Source organism: Pseudoalteromonas sp. SR43-7, from assembly GCF_014163785.1.
Lineage (GTDB): Bacteria > Pseudomonadota > Gammaproteobacteria > Enterobacterales > Alteromonadaceae > Pseudoalteromonas > Pseudoalteromonas distincta.
On the sequence record NZ_JACJDY010000013.1, the window covers coordinates 43,204 to 63,097 of the forward strand.

Consider the following 19,894-nt stretch of genomic DNA (forward strand, 5'->3'; position numbering starts at 1 on the left):
CTATAGCTAAATTTATCCTCAAACCCATGCGACATAATGTCGCAGATGATGAATATTCAACATCATAGTTAATGCATCGCTTTACTTCACAAAGCTTGTTAACTTTACTGCCTTACATTTTAATGATGACGACCATGACCTGGATATTTTTCACTTTTTTAGCCGCCTTCATGCAAGCATGGCGTAATGCCCTGCAAAGTAAATTAAGTAACGATGTGAGTGTGGCTGGCGTAACACTCTCTCGCTTTATTATTGCAGGCCCTATTGCTGGCGTGTATTTATATAGTTTGTATCAATATCAAGATACCGCCATGCCTACGTTTAATAATGCCTTTTGGGGATTTATTGTAGGCGCAAGTGTTATGCAAATACTTGCCACTGGTTTAATGGTTAAGCTATTTAAAATGAATAATTACGCTGTAGGTGCTGGTCTTGCCAAAAGCGAGGCGTTAGTAGCTGCTATGTTAGGTGTATTATTTTTTGGCTCGGCACTTTCTTTGCTCGGTTGGCTTGGTGTGTTTTTTGGCGCTATTGCCGTATTGCTACTCAGCGGCATAACAAGCGTTAAACACTTTAATGCTAAAACAGCATTACTAGGACTGGCTTGTGGTACTTGCTTTGCACTTACATCGCTGTGGGTACGAGAAGCGAGCTTAAATTCAGGATTATTATTTCCTCACTCAGCAGCTTGGGTTTTGCTGTTTGTAATTAGCTTACAAACACTAATACTACTGGGCTATTTATTATTAAAAGAGCCGCAAACACTTAGTAAACTGTGGCAATACAAAGGTACTACAGCCGCAATTAGTGTTTTTAGTTGTGTCGGTTCTATTGGCTGGTTTAGTGCAATGAGCTTACAGCACGTTGCTTACGTTAAAACACTTGGACAGGTTGAAGTGTTTTTTACCATGCTAATTGCCGTTCTTTGGTTAAAGCAGCCACTTAAGAAACAAGATACAGCAGGCTTAATACTCATAGCTATTGCCGCTGTTTTGGTTATGTTGCCAAGTTAAAAGCATAAAAAAGCGCAGGCTTTTATACCTGCGCTATTCATAATTAAGCGTTTATTCAAATTACCAATTAAGAGCTTATTTTAAGTGTTATCACACCACTAATAATCATTAATACTCCCGCAATACGACCAAATGTAGCGGCATCGTTATAAAACAATATACCCACTAAAAACGTACCGGCGGCGCCAATACCTGTCCATACGGCGTATGAGGTGCCCATTGATATTTGCCTTTGTGCAAGCCACAACATAAAACCACTAGCGACTAAAAATACCACCGCTATTGCTATGCCTTGCCAGCGTGTATCAGCGTTTTGCGAAATTTTTAAGCCAATCGGCCAGCCAATTTCAAGTAACCCAGCAATAATTAAGCACACCCACGCCATTAAACATCTCTCTTTTTAACAATCACTTCGTATAAATCTTCGCGGCGATCTTTTAAATTACGCACTGTGCCTTCGCTGTGAAGTATTTTAAGCTTATCCATATCAAGGTCACTAAATAGCAGCATTTCGGTGTTTGGTGTGGCTTCGTTAAGTGTTGCATCGTGCGGGAACGAAAAGTCCGATGGCGTTAATACCGCCGATTGTGAGTACTGCACATCAAGACTTTCTACCTCTGGTAAATTACCTACTGAACCTGCAATTACCACATAACATTCGTTTTCTATTGCACGCGCTTGTGCACAGTGGCGCACACGTAAATAACTGTTTTTAGTATCAGTCCAAAATGGCACAAACAGAATATCTAACCCTTGTTTGGCCAATATGCGTGAAAGCTCAGGAAACTCTACATCGTAACAAATTTGAATACCTACACGACCAGCATCGGTATCAAACACGGCAATTTTGTCGCCGCCTTGAATAACCCAATCGTTTTGCTCATGCGGGGTAATATGTATTTTACGTTGCTCGTCTATTTTACCGCTACGATGGCACAGGTAACTTACGTTATAAATTTTATCATCTTCGGCAAGTGGCATAGAGCCGGTAATAATATTGGCATTGTATTCTATTGCCATACGCGACATGGCGTTTTTAAATGTTTCGGTGTATTCCGCTAAATAGCGAATCGCTTCTGTTTGATTACTTTGATTCCCTAGCCCCATTAGTGGCGCATTAAAAAACTCAGGGAATAGTATAAAGTCACTTTTGTAGTCAGATACGGTATCTACAAAGTATTCAACCTGCTTTAGCATTTCTTCAACCGATTCAACACAGCGCATTTGCCATTGCACAGCACCTACACGCACGATTGATTTAGTTGACTCAAGTACCGTGTCGGTTGGCTCATACATGATGTTATTCCACTCAAGTAAAGTGGCGTAACCAACGGACTCTTGATCTTCCGGTAAATACTTTTTAAGTAAGCGTTTTACCTGAAAATCGTTAGATAACTGAAAGCTCAAAATAGGATCGTATAATTCTTTTTGATCTACTTTTGCAATGTATTCCATTGGCGTCATTTCACTGCTGTGATTGTAATAACGCGGAATACGCCCACCAGCTAAAATAGCGCGTAAGTTATATTGGCGGCACAATTCTTTACGGGCATCATAAAGGCGACGACCTAAACGCATGCCTCTGTGACTTTCGCTAATAGCAACATCTAAGCCGTATAGCGCATCGCCGTCGGTATCGCTAAATACACGGTCGTGACCGTCTGCAATATCTTCGTATGTATGCGGGTTTGAAAAACGCGTGTAATCAACTTGTACGCTCAGCGCTAAGCCCACCAGCACGCCGTCATCTACAATACCTATTTGCCCTTCTGGAAATTGGTCTATTAATCTAAAAATGGTATGACTTGGCCACGCACCGCCTAAGTCGGGATACGCTTGATCCATCAAGGTTTTAATTTGCGGATATTGCTCTCTGGTTAAGTTACAAATTTCAAGATGGGTTTTTTCTGCCGACATACACAACTCCTTTGGGCATAAGAAAATAAAAGCCGAATGTACGTTAAAGTACACTCAGCTTTGTATCATGTTTTTTACGTTACGCGTACTACTTTAAGCTACGATAAAAAAGTGTGGTTACTTTCTCTTTTGGTAACCAGCCTGCGTATTCAAGATTCAGCTCAGCCAATGGATCGGCTTTAAGTACTTGCTCTAAGCTTGCATTATTTTGCATTGCTTTTAGCATTACGTTTTTCGCGTTTTGAACTAGCTTACCATACGCTATCAGTCCTGAACGGTCACTTACCTTGCCGTGACCTGGTATTACTTTAGTGTTGCCGTCAATTTGATTAACTACATCGTTTACTGCCGCTAAAATACCATCAACGCTGCCGCCGCTATCTACATCAACAAACGGTAAGCTGCCAAAATTAAAGTAAATGTCGCCCATGTGCACTATGTTGTCGTTACTAAAAAAGATAACGGAGTCGCCATCGGTGTGTGCATGTTCGTAATGCACTACATGGGCGTGTTCGTTATTAAAATGTAGTTTTAAGTCGTGACCAAAACTAATGCGCGGTAAAAAGTCTGACCCCTCCCCGTGCTGCTCTTCTAAACGTTTGTGTACATTGTCGTGCGCTATAACATGCGCACCCGCTTTAGCAAAGTTCTCGTTGCCACCGGTATGATCGCCATGATGGTGAGTATTAATGACAAACTCTGCACTGCCTGGTTTTAAATCGCTAATGGTTTTTTTAATATCATCTGAGAGCTTGGCAAACTGATCATCAATAATATAAATGCCATCATCACCTACACTTGCTGCAATATTACCGCCTTGCCCAAATAGTACGTATACATGCTCACTTAGCTTTTGTGCTGTTACTGGGCCGTCATCTGCTTGCGCTGTAGTGCTTAGTAATAAACCTGTTATTAATGCGGGTAGTATTTTTTTCATTTTAGTTCTCTGTTGTTTTATTGATAATTATATAGAACGTGTTTAGCTATACTTTAGTTCATCGTGTCGGCTTTATTACTATTTGGTGTATTAATTCTTGAGGCAATAAAGGTGTATGCTTACCTTCAACGTAATCACTAAACCCCGCTCTGTAAAATTCAGAAAGAGGGTGCCCCGATTGCCCACCAGGAATAGCTAAAATTGCATGCTCTAAATGCCCAGGTTGAGCAATAAAACGCTGCGATGCGCCAAAACTACGCCCTTGTACGGCGGGCATATAACTATCTCCAAAACCCGCTGCTGTGGGCATATTTAATAACTTAGCAAGTAACGGCATTTGCTTTGCAAACGGATGCTCTATCACTAACTCATTTACCTTGCCCCACTGCCAGTTTTGTACATTATTACCAAACTGTTCTGTAAGCTTAGTAATAGTCTGGCTAAATGCTCCTTGTAGCTGCTCATCCCAGCTTTTAAATTGTGGGTTTATCCATGTGTTGGGTTTGTTGTTAATAAGCTGCCAAACAGCGGGCTCTAAATCTCGTTTTACGTATTTAAGTGTGCCTTGCTGTTTATTTAATTCGCCTTCCATATTGCTAAATAAAATATTAATCACTTCATCGCGGTAGCGCTTAACTAAGGTATACCCTATGGAGGCTAAACACGCACATTGCTGCCAGTTTTCAAGCGCTGTTATATATTGCTGATTTTTAGTTGTATCGGCTTTTAATTGCTTTAATAGCAGAGCATGCCAAGGCATTAAAAAGCGAGCTTGATTATCAAGTTGTAATGCGTAAAAGTCGCTCTCAGCAAATGTTTGTTTTTCAAATAATCTATCGCGAATTTGACTCGAACGTGCGCCGAGTGCATAGCCACCATTACCAAAACGCACGTCATCCTCAGCCGATACCACGCGAGAATTACCAGTCCATAATCGACCGCTTTGCGGGTTTTTAATAAAAGGGCGTTGTAATTCATTTTGCTGCCAAAGCGCTGAGTAGTCATCGGCATTTACGCCAAGCACACTTGGCGCTTTACGAGCAGGTATACCGCCCATGTTTTTCCACGCTGCGCTACCTTGCCTGTCTACCACCATTAGGTTTTGCACCGGAATGCCCACATCGCTTGCTACAGCAAGTGCATCATCTACCGTTTTGGCTTGCTCTAATTTTAATAACTGCATATTAACGGCATAAGGCTGATGGGCAGCCCAGCTCAACGCATAAGGTTTTTCGTTAATATATTTTACAGGTCCGTATTCACTGAGTATTAATGAATAGTTTTCAACCTCCCCATCGGGTAATGCAATCGATTCATCAACTTGCCATGTTTTACTATCATCGTTTAATGCAATCCAATCGGCAGTATCTAAATAACCGTTAGTAAATCCCCATGCAACATTGTTGTTAGTGCCAACAACAATGGCTGGTGCTCCGGGCAGCGATACTCCGGTTACCTGAGTCTGCTTACCACTGTGCATGTAATTTAATTGTGCCCTGTACCAAATTACAGGTACTGCCATCGATAAATGCATATCATCCGACACCATACCAGCACCTGTTTTAGTAAGCGCCCCTGTAACAGCCCAGTTGTTACTGCCGCGCTCTTGGTTAGCTTCAATACTTTTAACTATATGCTTTGTTTGAGTTGGAAAGGTAGGTATGCCGCCGTTATAAGGCGCTAATTTGCTGCCATCAAGCGCGGCTTGGTACTTACTCGGTTGCGTTAAAAAATCAACCATTTGCTTTGTGTACGCTTGCTCAATTTGAATAAGTGCTTGGTCGCGCTCAAATGTGGCGCTTTGTAAATCAAGGTACATGCTAAATATCACAAGTAGGCTGTCTTCACTTTGCCATGGCTTTTGCGCTGCACCTGTTAGTAAATATTCAAAGCTTGAATACCCTACTTGCGCTAAGCCTTCGTTTACACCTTGAGCGTAACTTTTAAGTAATTGCTTATCGGTCTCAGGCAGGGTTTGTAAAATAATTTGGCTGCGTTTACGTAATTGATGAAAACGCATTTTTTTATCGAGCCCCAACGCTGCTTGGCCAAATAATTCACTTAACTCACCTGCGGCATTACGCCTTAGTAAATCCATTTGAAAAAATCGGTCTTGCCCATGCGCATAACCTAAACCGTAGGCGGCGTCGTTTCGGCTATTGGCGTTTATTACTGCTTGCCCTAATGCATCGCGAGAAATTTTTACAGGCTCTGCTACCGCGTTACTGCGTCCGTTTCCATCCAGGGCGGGTAAACTTAAACTAAGTACCCCATAAACAACAGCGGTACTTGCCAGCCCTAATATCACAATTAATAACAACAAGCGTTTGATTACTTTAAACATCACCGTTTCCTTTGCACGTTTTGACCAAGCGTTAAGCACATATAATAACCACAGTTTTATTAAATAATAATGTTCTTGCTCGCAAAGGGTGAAATAAACATCAAAATCCACGATAATGTCAGCTCCACACATCGTGCAGAACTAGTTGAGATCAATATGACTGAAAAAACATTTATCAAAGGTAAAGACCGCGACCTAGAATCGTCAATCTCTACCATGCAAAACAAGCTTAAAGCCCTAAACATTAATGTTGAAGAAGCGCTTTGGCTTAACCCTGTAGCTAACTGTTATTCGGTTCATATAAAAGACAGCGACTGCGGTGTTATGTTTACCAATGGTAAAGGCGCAACCGACAAAGCATCTATTGCTTCAGCACTCGGTGAATACTTTGAACGTTTAAGCTGTAACTACTTTTTTGCAGACTTTTATCTAGGTGAAGAATTTGCTAATGGCGAGTTTACTCATTACCCAAGCGAAAAATGGTTTAAAGTTGAAGGCGATGAAGTGCCAGAGGGCATTATGGATGAAAGCTTATGGGATTACTTTGACCCAGAGCGCGAACTAAACGCATCACACCTTTTTGATTTTAACTCAGGCAATATCGATCGTGGTATTTGTACCCTGCCATACACACGCCAACGCGATAACCAAGACGTATACATTCCGGTAAACGTTATCGGTAATATTTTTGTATCTAACGGTATGAGCGCAGGTAACACCAAGTTTGAAGCTCGCGTACAAGGTTTATCAGAAGTATTTGAACGTGCTATTAAAAACCGTATCATCGCCGAAGGTATTTGTTTACCAATCGTGCCTGAAGATGTTGTTAAGCAATACCCTAAAATTCACGAAGCGTGTGAAGAACTTCGCAGCCATGGCTTTCATTTACGTATTGCCGATGCATCACTTGGGGGCAAATACCCTGTAATGAGCGTAACGCTTATTAACCCAACAGATGGCTCTGTATTTGCTTCTTTTGGTGCTCACCCATCATTTGAAGTTGCGCTTGAACGTACCGTGACTGAGTTACTACAAGGTCGTCGTCTTGATCAACTAGATGTATTCCAACCTGCTACCTTTGATAACGACGAAGTAGCAACACCAGAGAACATTGAACTGCACTTTATTGATTCAAGCGGTTTGATTTCGCATGATTTTTTCCGTGCAAAACCTGATTTTGAATTTGCACACTGGGACTTTAGCGGAACAACTGAAGAAGAATATAACTTCTGTACTGACCTAATTCACAGCATGGATCATGATATCTACATCATGGATTACACGCACCTAAACGTATACGCGTGTCGTATTTTAGTACCAGGCATGTCTGACATTTACCCTGTTGATGAGCTTATTTGGCGTAACAACAACGAAGGCGCTAAATTCCGCGAAACATTCCTATCGCTTGATCAGTACGATGCAGAGCAATGGATGGACATTTACGACAGCCTTGAAGAAGCAGGCCACAGCGATATTATCCGCGCCGCAGAATTTATTGGCCTTGCAACCGATGCCGACACACCATGGCACACACTGCGTATAGGTGAGCTTAAAGCGCACCTATGTTTAGCTGCAGGCAGCGAAGAAGCCATTGATTGGGTTGACTGGATACTTCATACAGGCCAAGTAAACGAAGAGGCAATGCGCCACTTCCGCTGTTTAAAAGCAGTTCTTGAAATTAAATACGATGACGAGCGCGAATACGCAGATTACCAAGATGCACTAGGCTTAATGTTTGGTGCTAATAATGTAGCGCTGGCTATAGAAATTGCCGAAGGTAAAAAGCAGTTTAACGGTTTAACTTTCCCTGGTTTATCGCTTGAAGGCTTTAAAAAGCATGCGGCGCTACTTGATGGTTACCACAAGCTACATGTAGCAAAGCAAAATCACTGGGCGCGTAAAGTTAGCGACTCGTAACTCGCTAAACTACTAATTATAAAAAATAAACGGCGCATTTGTTAATGCGCCGTTTTCATTTGTGTAATAAATTAGCTATAGTTAATTTGCCTAAATTAACGCCACGATGTAGCAAATGCCACCATCTACTAACAATAAAAAAACGAACGTTCATAACTTTAAGTTGACCTTTTGGTTATCGCTTACGCTAACTGTACTAGTTGGTATCGTTCTTGATCGTATTAACTACAATCGTGTTAAAGATGCTCATCGCCTACAAATTCTTTCTGAAGTAAGTACATATCGAGCTCAATTAGAATCTATTTTAGTTTCTAATATCCAACTGGTTCGAGGTTTAGGTGTTGCCGTAGCGGCGCAGCCTGATTTACAGCAAACACAGTTTGAACAAATTGCCCAACCACTATTTAAAACCTCAAATGAGCTTCGCAATATTGGTGGCGCTCCCGATATGGTAATTCGCATGACTTACCCCTTAAAAGGTAATGAAAAAGCACTCGGTTTAAACTTTTTAGAAGAAAAAAACCAACGCGCTGATGCTATTAGAGCTCGCGATACAAATACCATTGTAATGGCTGGCCCATTAAAATTAATCCAAGGTGACATAGCACTTATAGCCCGCGTTCCTGTTTACATACCGCCAGAAAATCGCTTTTGGGGATTACTTTCAGTTGTTCTCAACATTGAAAAAGTCTATGAAAATTCAGGTATTTATGAGCTAGAAAAAGAATACAACGTCGCTTTACAAGGCAGGCATGGACTTGGCAGCAAAGGGGAGTTTTTTTACGGTAATCAAAACATAATAGAGCAAGACCCACTTGAGTTTACGTTAAGCTTTCAAGGTGGCAATTGGCAACTTTACGTAGCACCTAAAATAGGTTGGAGCCCACCAAATTCAGCCGTGTGGCCACTTAGGCTATCAATTATAATTATTTGCGGGTTATTAATTTGGGCCTTTTTATTCTTTTTGAAAATGCTTAATCGTCAGCAACAAAATGAAAAAATGCTTGAGGCAATGAGTGATCTAGCCCAAATAGGCGCATGGTCATTTAATTTAGAAACGAAACAAGTGTATTGGTCTGATATGACCAAAAAACTATTTAAATACCCATTAAATAGCCAACCAGAATGGCCTAAAGATTTAAATTACTTTAAAAAAGGCACTAGCAGAGAAACAATTAAACCTTTAATTGAACGAGCTATAAAATATGGTGAAAGCTACGAAGTTGAATTAGAAGTAATGGATGAAGAAGGTGAATCTGTTTGGGTACTCGTACATGGTGAAGCAGAACGAAAAAATGGACGATGCACACGTATTTTTGGCTCATTACAGAATATTGATACCCGTAAAAAGATTGAATTAGAAAATAATAAAACAGCATTACACAACGAAATTTTAGCCTCCCTTACCGTTAATAAATTAATATTAACTGGGCAACTGAGCCAATCAAAAGATATTATTACTAAAGCAATCTGCCAAGCATTTGATATTAAACGTGCCAGTATTTGGTTTTTTAATGAAGACAAATCCCAACTAAGCCCTTTTGCCATACATAGTAAACATTCGTCTAGTGATAAAATTGACTCTATTTGGCTAAGAAAAAATCTTCCCGGCTTTTTTAATGCAATAGATCACCAGCCTGTATTTAATGTGCCTGACGCCCAAGAACACCCAATACTTGAGCCAATTAAAGAACAGTATTTAATGACTCTCGAGATTAAATCAATGCTGTGCGTAATAATCCCTGCAGGAAGTGGCGCTATAGGAGTCGTCTGCGCAGAGCAATGCCAATCAAAACGCTACTGGTCTAAAAACGAAGAAAGCTTTTTAATTGCCGTTGCAGCGTTAATAGGCAGCTTGCACTCAAGCCAACAGCGAATTGAAACCGAACAAAAACTAGTTTCAGCCAAAGAAACCGCCGAACAAGCTGTTGAAGCTAAAAGTGAATTTTTAGCGAGTATGAGCCACGAAATTCGCACCCCAATGAACGGTGTTTTAGGTATGCTTAACATAATTAAGCAAACTCAATTGGACCTGCAGCAAAAACATCATATTGAACTTGCTCAATCATCAGCTCAATCTTTGCTTAATATAATTAATGACATATTAGACTTTTCTAAAATTGAAGCCGGTAAGCTCGATATTGAAAACGTGCAATTTAATTTACCTCGGTTATTAGGCGAAGTGGTGGAATCCTTTGCTTTAAAGGTAGAACAAAACAATACAAAACTTATTCTAGATGCTACTCAAATAACGGTTAGCGAGATAATTAGTGACCCTAACCGCTTGCGCCAAATTTTAAATAACTTAATTGGCAACGCGGTTAAATTTACTATTGATGGCGAAGTAGTCATTACTGCCAGAATAGATGAAACAACGGATGGCTCGTTCCTACAGTGTTCGATTATTGATACTGGTATTGGTATTGACCCTAAAAAACAAGCGTCGTTATTTGACTCATTCACACAAGCCGATGCTTCAACAACACGCCAATTTGGGGGCACAGGGCTTGGCCTTGCCATAGTAAAACAATTGTGCGAACTGATGAACGGTGAAGTGAGTGTAAACAGTATGCAAGGTGAAGGAAGTACATTTTCTTTTACAGTACAAATACAACCGCGCTTAAGTAAAGAACAAGATTTACCGAGTCATTTAATTAAAAACAAACATATTTTAATTATTGATGAGTGCTCGTTAAATGCTAACACCGCTAATAAGCAGCTCACTGTTTGGGGTGCAAAAATTAATTGTATACATAACTATCTTGAGGTTGATGATTACTTAAGTAATATAACCACCCACCCTGGTGCTATTTTAGTTGATTACTACTTTTTTGAAAAGGCCCCACAAACGCATATCAACGCGCTCAAAAACTTTATAAATATGCATAGTTGCAAGTTAGTTATTATGGCGCCAATGAGTTATTCGTCTGAGGAGTCTAAAGTAGGTATGGAAGTCGACTGTATGATTTTCAAACCTCTCACACCGTCTGATTTGTTTGACTCACTTACAAACGATAAATACATTGAACAACAGCAGCAACAAGCACAGCTTCAAAACAAGCTAACTAAAGCGCCAGTACTGGATTCATCAGAACCACAACTATTGCTTGTTGAAGACAATAAAATAAACCAAGTGGTTGCCTCTGCGCTATTAAAGCAGGCGGGTGTTACTTTTGATATTGCCGAAAATGGACTTGAGGCAATTGTAAAGCTCAATGCAAAACAAGGTAAACCATATAAGCTAGTTTTAATGGATTGCCAAATGCCCGAAATGGATGGCTACCAAGCCACTAAAGCCATTAGAGAAGGTGATGCAGGTAAAGATAATGAAAATATTACTATTATTGCGCTAACAGCCAATGCCATGCAGGGCGATAAAGAAAAATGCCTAGCCGCAGGCATGAACGACTATTTAAGTAAGCCTCTCGATTTAGCTGCATTACAACCAAAGCTTCAACAATGGCTTGGCATTCAATAAAGGTGTAAGCTAATAAAATACGCTTACTAATTTGAGATTATTTATGCAGTTATCAACAAATCAACAACGTATTCTTGGTTGCCTATTAGAAAAACAAAGCACGACGCCAGAGCATTATCCGCTATCGTTAAACGCTCTCGTGAACGCATGTAACCAAAAGTCTAATCGCGATCCTGTGTTAAGTCTTACAGATGAAGACGTGCAAAACGCACTTGATGAACTAATAGACATGCGTTTGGTAACTATAGATGAAGGTCTTTCGGGTCGTGTAAATAAATACGATCACCGCTTTTGCAACACTGAATTTAGTAATCTGCAGTTTTCTGCTCAGCAGCGTGCCATTGTTTGTTTATTACTTTTGCGTGGTGCTCAAACCCCTGGTGAATTAAGAACCCGCAGTGCTAGGCTTGCTGATTTTAATAACGTAGATGAAGTAGAGGCAGCGCTCAATAAACTGATTGAAAGCGAGTACGTCACAAAGCTAGAACGAGAAGCAGGTAAACGTGACAGCCGATATATTCATTTATTTGGCGAACAACAAAATAATCCCGCCGATGCCTTTGTTGCTCTACCAAGCGAAGTAATTAAAGACAAAGAATTAAGCGATTTACTTGAAGAAGTAGAAAAATTAAAAGCAGAGCTTCGCCAAATAAAAGCTCATTTAAAACTTTAATTAACTAAAACTAAATCACATAATAAGTTTATTGCGTATCACATATTAAATTTTATAAGGAGCTGGCAATGCGCGCCGAAATTATGGCTGAAATGAAGGTTCAGCCAACGATTGATGTAAATGCTGAGATAACTCGCCGAGTTAATTTTATTAAAACACGTTTGGTAGCAGCTCATTCATGCTCGTTAGTACTGGGTATTAGCGGTGGTGTTGACTCATCAACCTGCGGCCGCTTATGTCAACTTGCTGTAAACGAGCTAAATAAAGAACACGATACTGACAAGTATCAGTTTATTGCAGTGCGCCTACCTTATGGTGTACAAGCTGACGAAGATGAAGCACAAATGGCGGTTGATTTTATTCAGCCAAGTAAACGTATGACCGTAAACGTACAACCTGCGGCTGATGCATTGCATGAGCAAGCGATAGCTGCTGTAGTTGGCTGTGGTGAAGCACTGCCTGAGCAAGCTCAAATAGATTTTATTAAAGGTAATGTTAAAGCGCGTCAACGTATGGTTGCTCAGTACGAAATTGCAGGTTTTTGCCAAGGCTTAGTAGTGGGTACCGATCATAGTGCTGAAAACATTACTGGTTTTTATACTAAATTTGGTGACGGCGCGTGCGATTTAGCCCCTCTGTTTGGTTTATCAAAACGCCAAGTTCGTGCACTTGCTACTGCGCTAGGTGCGCCAGCTTTATTGGTAGATAAAGCACCTACAGCTGATTTAGAAAGTGACCGCCCAGGTTTAACAGACGAAGAAGCACTTGGTTTGAGCTATGAGCAAATTGATGACTTTTTAGAAAGTAAACCTGTGTCTAATGATGTTGAACAAAAGCTTGTAAGTATTTACATGCGTACACAACATAAGCGCCAACCAATTCCGACAATTTACGATTAATGTTTTAGTAAATAAAATAAAGCAATTAATGCCTTTGAGGATTAATTGCTTTTTTGATCGACAGATTAAGAAGCTGCGTATATTTTAATAAATTAACGCTTTGAATTTTATAATACCAATTGCATTAAATTAGTGAGCTATTATAGCCCTATGAAATAGCGATAGAACGATGATATTTTTAATGATATTGGTATAACTACCCGCCAAAGAGAACACTGCCTTATATGACATCGCCCATTTTAATTACCGGCGCAGGCCAACGTATTGGTTTAGCACTCGCTCAGCATTATATAGCCCAAGGGCAGAGTATTATTATCACGTATCGTACTCGTCACGCCGCTGTTGATAAATTAGAGCAACAAGGCGCTGTATGTATTTATGCCGATTTTAGTACCGATGAAGGTATTAGTGCATTTATAAATACGCTTAAAGAGCATACAACATCGCTGCGCGCTGTTGTTCATAACGCATCAAGCTGGGACTGCGAAGCTAACAACCCTGACTTTGCAGCACTGTTTGATAATATGATGCGAATACATGCCAAAACACCGTATTTAATTAATTTAATGTGCGCAGAGCTGCTTTTAAACTATCAGCAAATTGAAAAAGTACCTGCCGATATAATACATCTTACTGATTATGTAGTTGAAACAGGCAGCCCTAAACACTTAGCTTATGCAGCAAGTAAAGCAGCACTCGACAACCTAACCAAATCGTTTAGCGCTAAATATGCGCCAAATATAAAAGTGAACTCGGTTGCTCCATCGCTCATTATTTTTAATGAACATGACGATGAGCAATATCGAGCTAAGACCCTTAAAAAATCATTAATGGGCATTGAGCCCGGATGCCAAGAAATTATCAATAGCATTGATTTACTATTACAAAGCCACTACATCACAGGGCGCTCTTTGCCTATTGATGGCGGTCGTCATTTAAAGTAAATATAAATAAACTGAGATATTTATGCACAATGAATTAAAAGAAAGTTATGAAAAAATCATCACCGCTGTAGGCGAGGATGCTAACCGCGAAGGCTTACTTGATACGCCAAAACGCGCTGCAAAAGCAATGGAATATTTAACGCAAGGGTATCGTCAAACGCTTGATGAAATAACTAATAAAGCAGTATTTACATCTGACGCTGACGACATGGTGTTAGTACAAGACATAGAGCTCTACTCTATGTGTGAGCATCATTTACTGCCTTTTATTGGCCGTTGCCATATTGCTTATATACCAAACGGTAAAGTATTAGGCTTGTCTAAATTTGCCCGTATTGTTGATATGTTTTCACGCCGTTTTCAAATTCAAGAACAGTTAACGCATCAAATCGCTAAAGCAGTTGAAGAAGTTACTGGCGCTAAGGGCGTAGGCGTTATTGTTGAGGCAAAACACATGTGTATGATGATGCGCGGTGTAGAAAAGCAAAATTCAAGCATGCGTACATCAGTAATGTTAGGTAACTTTAGAAGCGATCCTAAAACACGTAACGAATTTTTGCAGCTTATAAAAGGTTAACCCTATGGCTAATGCAATTATTAACGTTACTAATTTACGCCTGCGTACGTTTATTGGCTTTAACCCCGATGAGCGTGAAAAAAAGCAAGATGTAGTGATCAATCTAGAGATTCACTACCCTGCTGATGACGCGTGTAAAACGGATGAAGTTGACCAAGCACTTAATTATAAAGTGATCACCAAAGAAGTTATTAGCTTAGTAGAGCAAGGGCACTTTTTACTGCTCGAAAAATTAGTGGCTGAAATTCTTGCCGTTTGTCATGCACACCCAAGCGTTCATTACGCTAAAGCACGTGTTGATAAACCACATGCACTGCGTTTTGCCGACTCAGTGTCGTTAACGCTTGATTGGGCTAAATAAGGTCTTAAAAACTTATTTAAAAAAGCTTTTCGAATCCTACGGCAAGGGCGATAACCGCTAAATAGCGCGCGCCTTTGCCTAATGTTACTAACAGTAAAAAGGTACTAAATCGTACTTTAAATATACCTCCAATCACCGTTAATGGGTCCCCCACAACCGGTAACCAAGCAAATAACAAACTATACACTCCATATTTATTAAATTGCTTTTGTGCGCTATCAAGCCCTTTTTGCGATACAGGAAACCATTTTTTATCTTTAAAACGCAGTACCTGCGTGCCTAACCAGTAATTAACACAGCTCCCTAACACATTTCCAAGTGTTGCTACGCACCACATAAGCCATAAATTAACTTTATCTTGAGTAATCATTCCCACCATTATCACCTCAGAAGAGCTCGGCAGTAATGTCGCAGATATAAATGCGCTAATAAATAACGTGAGGTAAAGCATAATGCCCTTATGGCTAAACGTAAAAACCCAGCCTATAGCTGGGTTTATAATATAATGACTGAGGTTTTATTTTATCAAATTTAAACTAAACGGGTAATTAAACTCTTTACCTTCGTTAGCTTTAATACTTGCCATTACAACCATTACAAACCCAAAAATTGCCACTATAGGTAGTAATATTAAGCCTACTGCTACAAACATCAGTAAAAAACAAACTACATATGCAATTGCCATCGTTATTTGAAAGTTAAGCGCCTTTTTACCGTGCACGTCAACAATTGGCATTTCATCTCTTTTAATTAACCACACAATTAATGGCCCAATTATTGAGCCAAACGGCACAACAAACCCAGCAAGCGCACTTAAATGGCATAACATAGCCCACGTACGGTCATCTTTATTAACTGGTTCAACCTGTTGATTTTCTTCCATAACACTCTCCTTTTTGTTTTATGTATGTTGCCTCTTAACTAAACAAATGTCTACAAATCAACCAACGTATTTATGTTTAAAAATCACAGCGTGCAATCTTGTGATAAAAAAGTGATAAGTTTGTGAGAGTTTCTGGAGACGATTATTCAATACTTAACTCGAATCATCACTTACAGGAAATAATAATGAAAACTTCTACATTAACAATCGCAATTCTTTTAGCGGCAGCTAGCCAATCGACTATGGCCGCAGAATTAGACCTAAAAGTTACTAACCTAACCAAAGGTATTCACTTTACTCCACTGTTAATTACAGCACACAACAGCGAAGACACACTATTTGAAGTCGCAACAGAGGCATCTACAGCACTACAAACAATGGCTGAAGGCGGCAATATTGCAGAGCTAGTTGCACAAGCAACTGCAGCGGGCAGTGATATGGCTGCAAATCCAGCTGAAGGTTTACTTGCACCAGCCGCATCTACAACGGCAACACTGAGCACGACTGACGGTAATGAGTACCTATCTTTAACTGCAATGATGCTACCAACTAATGATGGCTTTGTAGGCTTAAACAGCTGGAAAATCCCAACAGAAGCGGGTACTTACACAATTAATTTAAATGCTTACGATGCAGGCACAGAACAAAACAATGAGCTTGTAGTTGAAGGCTCTGGCGCACCAGGTACTCCAGGTATTCCTGCAGCTCCAGGTGGCGACGCTGGCACTGGCGGTACAGGTGTATTAAGTGGTGATACAAATATTAGCATTCATATTCACCCGGGTAGCTTAGGTGATGACGATTTAGAAGCGGGTAATAGCGATTTAAGTAATACAGTACACAGATGGTTAAACCCAGTAGCACAATTAACCGTTACAGTTAAGTAGGAGCATGATTATGTCATCTGCTAACAACCTTAAAAAAAGTCTACTAGTGCTTGCACTTGCAACCACACTTGCAGCGTGTAGCGATAATGATAACGACCCAATTGTTGAAGAGCCGGTCGTTGTTGAGCCAATTGTTGTAGAGCCTGTGATCAGTGAGTTTACTATTACTTTTAGTAACTTAACTGCAGGACAGCCTTTATCACCACTCTCTGTCATTGCTTTTGAAGATGAAGCACCTTGGACATTCGGTACAACCGCTTCTGTTGGTTTAGAAATGCTTGCAGAAAGCGGCGCAAATGAAGAATACCTCAGCTACGAGAATGCACTTGCTGCAGTTTCAGCTGAAGGCGCTATTGGCCCTGGTGAAACCACCACAGTGATTATTACTGTTGAAGAGCAAGAAACGCTTAATTTGTCATTTGCTGCCATGCTTGGGAATACAAATGATGCTTTTACCGGTCTTAGTTCTTTAGATGTATCAACATTAGAAGTTGGCGGTTCGTTATCACGCACTACGACTGCTTATGATGCGGGTACGGAAGCAAATACAGAAACAGCTGAAACTGTGCCAGGTCCTGCCGCTAGCGGTGAAGGGTTTAACGAAATACGTGACGATACAGCAGATATAATAACGATGCATCCAGGCATTGTTTCAAATCAAGATGGATTATCTACATCAGCACTTGGTGTTGAACATAAGTTTGATAACCCAGTATCGAAAATAGTAATTACGCGCACGCAGTAACGTTCCAGCTTGTAATGGGGAAGTAAGGGAGCACGGATGCCCCCCTTTTTACGAGGTAATACATGCGTCACGAAAAAATATTAGTAGTAGAAGATGACAGAGAAATAGGTAAGTTAATTACCACGCAGCTAACGTCGCTTAACTTACATGTTGATCATGTTGTGAGCGCAGAACTTGCCTTAAAAAAAATAGCTAAGCATCCCTACGGACTTATTTTACTCGATATAAACTTACCCCAAATGGATGGCTTAAGCTTATGCCGAAAAATAAAAGAGCATTACCCTACTACCTCCGTAATTTTACTCACCGCGCTTAGTAGCGATATGGACAGAGTTATTGGCCTTGAAATGGGCGCCGATGATTATATTTGTAAACCCTTTTTTGCACGCGAATTACAAGCCAGAGTAAAAACCCAATTACGCCACAGAGCACAACTACTCGCTGGCCAGAACAACGACAACTCCCCCGTTGATAGCGAACAAACACTAAATGTAGGCTCACTCAACATAGAATTTAGTTCGCACCAAGTGTATTTAGGTAAACAAGCCCTTAACCTTACCGCCACCGAATTTGATTTACTCGTTTACTTTGCACGCCATCCTAATCATGTTTTTAGCCGCCAGCAGTTACTCGATAAGGTATGGGGTTACCAACACAGTGGTTACGAGCACACGGTTAATTCACATATAAACCGCTTACGTGCCAAGCTAGAAGAACACCAACAAGCGCCTATCATCGAAACAGTTTGGGGTGTTGGTTACAAACTAAACCCTAGCCAACTCAATTAAGACACCTATTATGAAATTATCTTTGTATCAAAAATTAGCTATATCGCTAGTCGTGATTTTTTGCTTTATTTGCGCCCTAGTTTACGGCTGGAGCAAGCAATTGGAACTCACTTCAAAACATCATGCTGAGCAAAATTTACATTTGGCGCTTGCCGAGCATTTAGTACAAGATAACCCGCTAATAAAAGAAGGGGTGTACGACTATAAAGCGCTTGAAAACCTCTTTCATACCTTAATGTTATTAGGTCCGGCGTTTGAATTTTATTTTGTAGACGAAACCGGAAAAATTCTTACTTACTCAGCAAAGCCGGGTAAAGTTAAACGCACGCATATTAGTTTAACGCCTTTAAAAAGGCTGATTAACGACCCAAGCGCTGCACCTATTTATGGTGATAATCCTCGTAATAAAGAGCAACAAAAAATATTTTCAGCCGCGCCAGTATTTAATCAAGATAAGTTACAAGGCTATTTATATGTAATTATTGGTGGTGAGGCTTACGATACCTCACTAAGCACTGTAAAAAATAATGATAAGTTATGGCTAGCCGCTTTATGGCTTGGCTCTGCACTCGCTTTTTTATTTATTGCGATGCTAATTTTGCTACGCTTTTTTACCAACCCAATTCAGCGCTTAGCCCGCGATGTTAGTAATATTGAAGCCGCTAACTACAGCCTTACCGACACCAAGCTAAGTAACTATTCAACGCAAAAAAGTAACGAAGTGCATAGTTTAGGGCGAAGTATTCAAGCCATGCTAACGCGTATTAATGAGCAGTTTAAAGCGCTTGAACAAGGCGATAAACAACGCAAAGAGTTACTAACTCACTTATCGCACGACCTACGTACCCCACTTGCTTCACTGCAGGGGTTTTTAGAAGTATTAAATCAGTCGGGTGAACAACTAAGTAAAAAAGAGCAGCAAGAATACTTGCAGGTATCGCTTAATAATTGTGGGCAATTAAAGCTACTCATAGAGCAAATATTTGAGCTTGCTCACTTAGAAAATGGCGAAATAAGTATAAATAAAGAAACCTTTAATTTAGGTGAGCTTATTTACGATTGCATGGCAAAATTTAGTTTAGCCGTTGATAAAAAAGGCATTAGTTTGTCGGTAGAACCTGAAATTTGTGATTTTCCTGTGGTTGCCGATATAGCTAAATTAGAGCGCGTGTTAAGTAACTTAATTGACAATGCAATTAGGCACACCCCTCGCGGTGGCAGCATTGCAGTACATGTAAAACGCAGTGACGATAATCAACTATTTGTGCATGTATCAGACACAGGCGTAGGTATAAAAGAAGATGAGCTGAATGCTATTTTTGACCCGCACTACCAAGCAAGTAATTCTAATAAAGAAGGGCGCCAGCAAGGTGGTTTAGGATTGGCCATTTGCAGAGGTTTATTAAAACTGATGGATAGTGAAATTTACGTACAAAGTGAAATTGGTAAAGGCACTATGTTTAGCTTTAATTTACCACAAAAAAAAGGTGCTTTCTTAAAAAGCACCTTATTGAGTTAAATCTATTTAAAT

General features: G+C 40.2%; 18 protein-coding genes. 12 read left to right on the forward strand and 6 right to left on the reverse strand.

Going from position 1 to position 19,894, the window contains the following annotated elements:
• Window positions 1–134 precede the first annotated feature (134 nt).
• Window positions 135–1,013, forward strand: coding sequence for an EamA family transporter (locus H5087_RS11360; RefSeq protein WP_404936096.1), 879 nt, complete (start codon window positions 135–137; stop codon window positions 1,011–1,013).
• A 67-nt stretch (window positions 1,014–1,080) separates the two neighbouring features.
• Here H5087_RS11360 and H5087_RS11365 read toward each other — a convergent pair whose 3' ends face one another.
• From H5087_RS11365 to H5087_RS11380, 4 genes are all read right to left on the reverse strand, one after another.
• A complete protein-coding gene (locus H5087_RS11365) occupies window positions 1,081–1,398 on the reverse strand; it encodes a multidrug efflux SMR transporter (RefSeq protein ID WP_182672087.1) in 318 nt (105 codons plus the stop codon).
• Window positions 1,398–2,930, reverse strand: a complete 1,533-nt coding sequence (locus H5087_RS11370; protein WP_024595458.1) for a bifunctional GNAT family N-acetyltransferase/carbon-nitrogen hydrolase family protein — start codon at window positions 2,928–2,930, stop codon at window positions 1,398–1,400. Before H5087_RS11370 ends, H5087_RS11365 begins: the two co-directional genes overlap by 1 nt.
• An 88-nt stretch (window positions 2,931–3,018) precedes the next feature.
• Entirely contained in the window at window positions 3,019–3,867 is an 849-nt protein-coding gene (locus H5087_RS11375) for an MBL fold metallo-hydrolase (RefSeq protein ID WP_182672088.1), read from the reverse strand.
• A gap of 58 nt (window positions 3,868–3,925) precedes the next feature.
• Window positions 3,926–6,211, reverse strand: coding sequence for a penicillin acylase family protein (locus H5087_RS11380; protein WP_182672089.1), 2,286 nt, complete (start codon window positions 6,209–6,211; stop codon window positions 3,926–3,928).
• A 156-nt stretch (window positions 6,212–6,367) separates the two neighbouring features.
• Here H5087_RS11380 and ycaO point away from each other — a divergent pair, with 156 nt between their 5' ends.
• The 7 genes from ycaO (at window position 6,368) to folX (ending at window position 15,060) form a co-directional block, all read left to right on the forward strand.
• The gene (gene ycaO, locus H5087_RS11385; RefSeq protein WP_182672090.1) at window positions 6,368–8,128 is read left to right on the forward strand and encodes a 30S ribosomal protein S12 methylthiotransferase accessory factor YcaO; all 1,761 of its coding nucleotides are present in this window, start codon (window positions 6,368–6,370) and stop codon (window positions 8,126–8,128) included.
• A gap of 115 nt (window positions 8,129–8,243) precedes the next feature.
• Window positions 8,244–11,606 carry an ATP-binding protein gene (locus tag H5087_RS11390; RefSeq protein ID WP_182672091.1) on the forward strand — a complete coding sequence of 1,121 codons (3,363 nt, stop codon included), beginning with the start codon at window positions 8,244–8,246 and terminating at the stop codon, window positions 11,604–11,606.
• A gap of 43 nt (window positions 11,607–11,649) precedes the next feature.
• A complete protein-coding gene (locus H5087_RS11395; protein WP_182672092.1) occupies window positions 11,650–12,279 on the forward strand; it encodes a YceH family protein in 630 nt (209 codons plus the stop codon).
• Window positions 12,280–12,347: 68 nt separating this feature from the next.
• Window positions 12,348–13,178 (forward strand): ammonia-dependent NAD(+) synthetase, encoded by an 831-nt coding sequence (nadE, locus tag H5087_RS11400; protein ID WP_182672093.1) that lies wholly within the window; start codon window positions 12,348–12,350, stop codon window positions 13,176–13,178.
• 224 nt (window positions 13,179–13,402) lie between these two features.
• Complete coding sequence (folM, locus tag H5087_RS11405) at window positions 13,403–14,122, forward strand: dihydromonapterin reductase (RefSeq protein ID WP_182672094.1); 720 nt, start codon at window positions 13,403–13,405, stop codon at window positions 14,120–14,122.
• 22 nt (window positions 14,123–14,144) lie between these two features.
• A complete protein-coding gene (gene folE / locus H5087_RS11410) occupies window positions 14,145–14,699 on the forward strand; it encodes a GTP cyclohydrolase I FolE (protein ID WP_002962341.1) in 555 nt (184 codons plus the stop codon).
• A 4-nt stretch (window positions 14,700–14,703) separates the two neighbouring features.
• Entirely contained in the window at window positions 14,704–15,060 is a 357-nt protein-coding gene (gene folX, locus H5087_RS11415; protein ID WP_002962340.1) for a dihydroneopterin triphosphate 2'-epimerase, read from the forward strand.
• 16 nt (window positions 15,061–15,076) lie between these two features.
• Here the strand turns inward: folX and H5087_RS11420 are convergent, their stop codons facing one another.
• Entirely contained in the window at window positions 15,077–15,511 is a 435-nt protein-coding gene (locus H5087_RS11420) for a YqaA family protein (protein WP_182195417.1), read from the reverse strand.
• A gap of 66 nt (window positions 15,512–15,577) precedes the next feature.
• Window positions 15,578–15,943, reverse strand: a complete 366-nt coding sequence (locus H5087_RS11425) for a DUF4870 domain-containing protein (RefSeq protein ID WP_182672095.1) — start codon at window positions 15,941–15,943, stop codon at window positions 15,578–15,580.
• Between the two features lie 185 nt (window positions 15,944–16,128).
• Here H5087_RS11425 and H5087_RS11430 point away from each other — a divergent pair, with 185 nt between their 5' ends.
• From H5087_RS11430 to H5087_RS11445, 4 genes are all read left to right on the forward strand, one after another.
• Window positions 16,129–16,830 carry a spondin domain-containing protein gene (locus H5087_RS11430; RefSeq protein ID WP_182672096.1) on the forward strand — a complete coding sequence of 234 codons (702 nt, stop codon included), beginning with the start codon at window positions 16,129–16,131 and terminating at the stop codon, window positions 16,828–16,830.
• 10 nt (window positions 16,831–16,840) lie between these two features.
• Complete coding sequence (locus tag H5087_RS11435; RefSeq protein WP_182672097.1) at window positions 16,841–17,575, forward strand: spondin domain-containing protein; 735 nt, start codon at window positions 16,841–16,843, stop codon at window positions 17,573–17,575.
• Between the two features lie 62 nt (window positions 17,576–17,637).
• Window positions 17,638–18,363, forward strand: coding sequence for a response regulator transcription factor (locus H5087_RS11440; protein ID WP_166377902.1), 726 nt, complete (start codon window positions 17,638–17,640; stop codon window positions 18,361–18,363).
• 10 nt (window positions 18,364–18,373) lie between these two features.
• Window positions 18,374–19,882 carry a cell wall metabolism sensor histidine kinase WalK gene (locus H5087_RS11445; protein ID WP_182672098.1) on the forward strand — a complete coding sequence of 503 codons (1,509 nt, stop codon included), beginning with the start codon at window positions 18,374–18,376 and terminating at the stop codon, window positions 19,880–19,882.
• Window positions 19,883–19,894: the final 12 nt, after the last annotated feature.

Bases quoted from the DNA above. Each gene is read 5' to 3' on its own strand.
- folE (WP_002962341.1), top strand. From the start codon at position 14,145: ATGCACAATGAATTAAAAGAAAGTTATGAAAAAATCATCACCGCTGTA.
- H5087_RS11420 (WP_182195417.1), bottom strand. From the start codon at position 15,511: ATGCTTTACCTCACGTTATTTATTAGCGCATTTATATCTGCGACATTA.
- H5087_RS11365 (WP_182672087.1), bottom strand. From the start codon at position 1,398: ATGGCGTGGGTGTGCTTAATTATTGCTGGGTTACTTGAAATTGGCTGG.
- H5087_RS11370 (WP_024595458.1), bottom strand. From the start codon at position 2,930: ATGTCGGCAGAAAAAACCCATCTTGAAATTTGTAACTTAACCAGAGAG.
- H5087_RS11425 (WP_182672095.1), bottom strand. From the start codon at position 15,943: ATGGAAGAAAATCAACAGGTTGAACCAGTTAATAAAGATGACCGTACG.
- H5087_RS11360 (WP_404936096.1), top strand. From the start codon at position 135: ATGACCTGGATATTTTTCACTTTTTTAGCCGCCTTCATGCAAGCATGG.
- nadE (WP_182672093.1), top strand. From the start codon at position 12,348: ATGCGCGCCGAAATTATGGCTGAAATGAAGGTTCAGCCAACGATTGAT.
- H5087_RS11395 (WP_182672092.1), top strand. From the start codon at position 11,650: ATGCAGTTATCAACAAATCAACAACGTATTCTTGGTTGCCTATTAGAA.
- H5087_RS11380 (WP_182672089.1), bottom strand. From the start codon at position 6,211: ATGTTTAAAGTAATCAAACGCTTGTTGTTATTAATTGTGATATTAGGG.
- folM (WP_182672094.1), top strand. From the start codon at position 13,403: ATGACATCGCCCATTTTAATTACCGGCGCAGGCCAACGTATTGGTTTA.
- H5087_RS11440 (WP_166377902.1), top strand. From the start codon at position 17,638: ATGCGTCACGAAAAAATATTAGTAGTAGAAGATGACAGAGAAATAGGT.
- H5087_RS11445 (WP_182672098.1), top strand. From the start codon at position 18,374: ATGAAATTATCTTTGTATCAAAAATTAGCTATATCGCTAGTCGTGATT.
- folX (WP_002962340.1), top strand. From the start codon at position 14,704: ATGGCTAATGCAATTATTAACGTTACTAATTTACGCCTGCGTACGTTT.
- H5087_RS11375 (WP_182672088.1), bottom strand. From the start codon at position 3,867: ATGAAAAAAATACTACCCGCATTAATAACAGGTTTATTACTAAGCACT.
- ycaO (WP_182672090.1), top strand. From the start codon at position 6,368: ATGACTGAAAAAACATTTATCAAAGGTAAAGACCGCGACCTAGAATCG.
- H5087_RS11430 (WP_182672096.1), top strand. From the start codon at position 16,129: ATGAAAACTTCTACATTAACAATCGCAATTCTTTTAGCGGCAGCTAGC.
- H5087_RS11390 (WP_182672091.1), top strand. From the start codon at position 8,244: ATGCCACCATCTACTAACAATAAAAAAACGAACGTTCATAACTTTAAG.
- H5087_RS11435 (WP_182672097.1), top strand. From the start codon at position 16,841: ATGTCATCTGCTAACAACCTTAAAAAAAGTCTACTAGTGCTTGCACTT.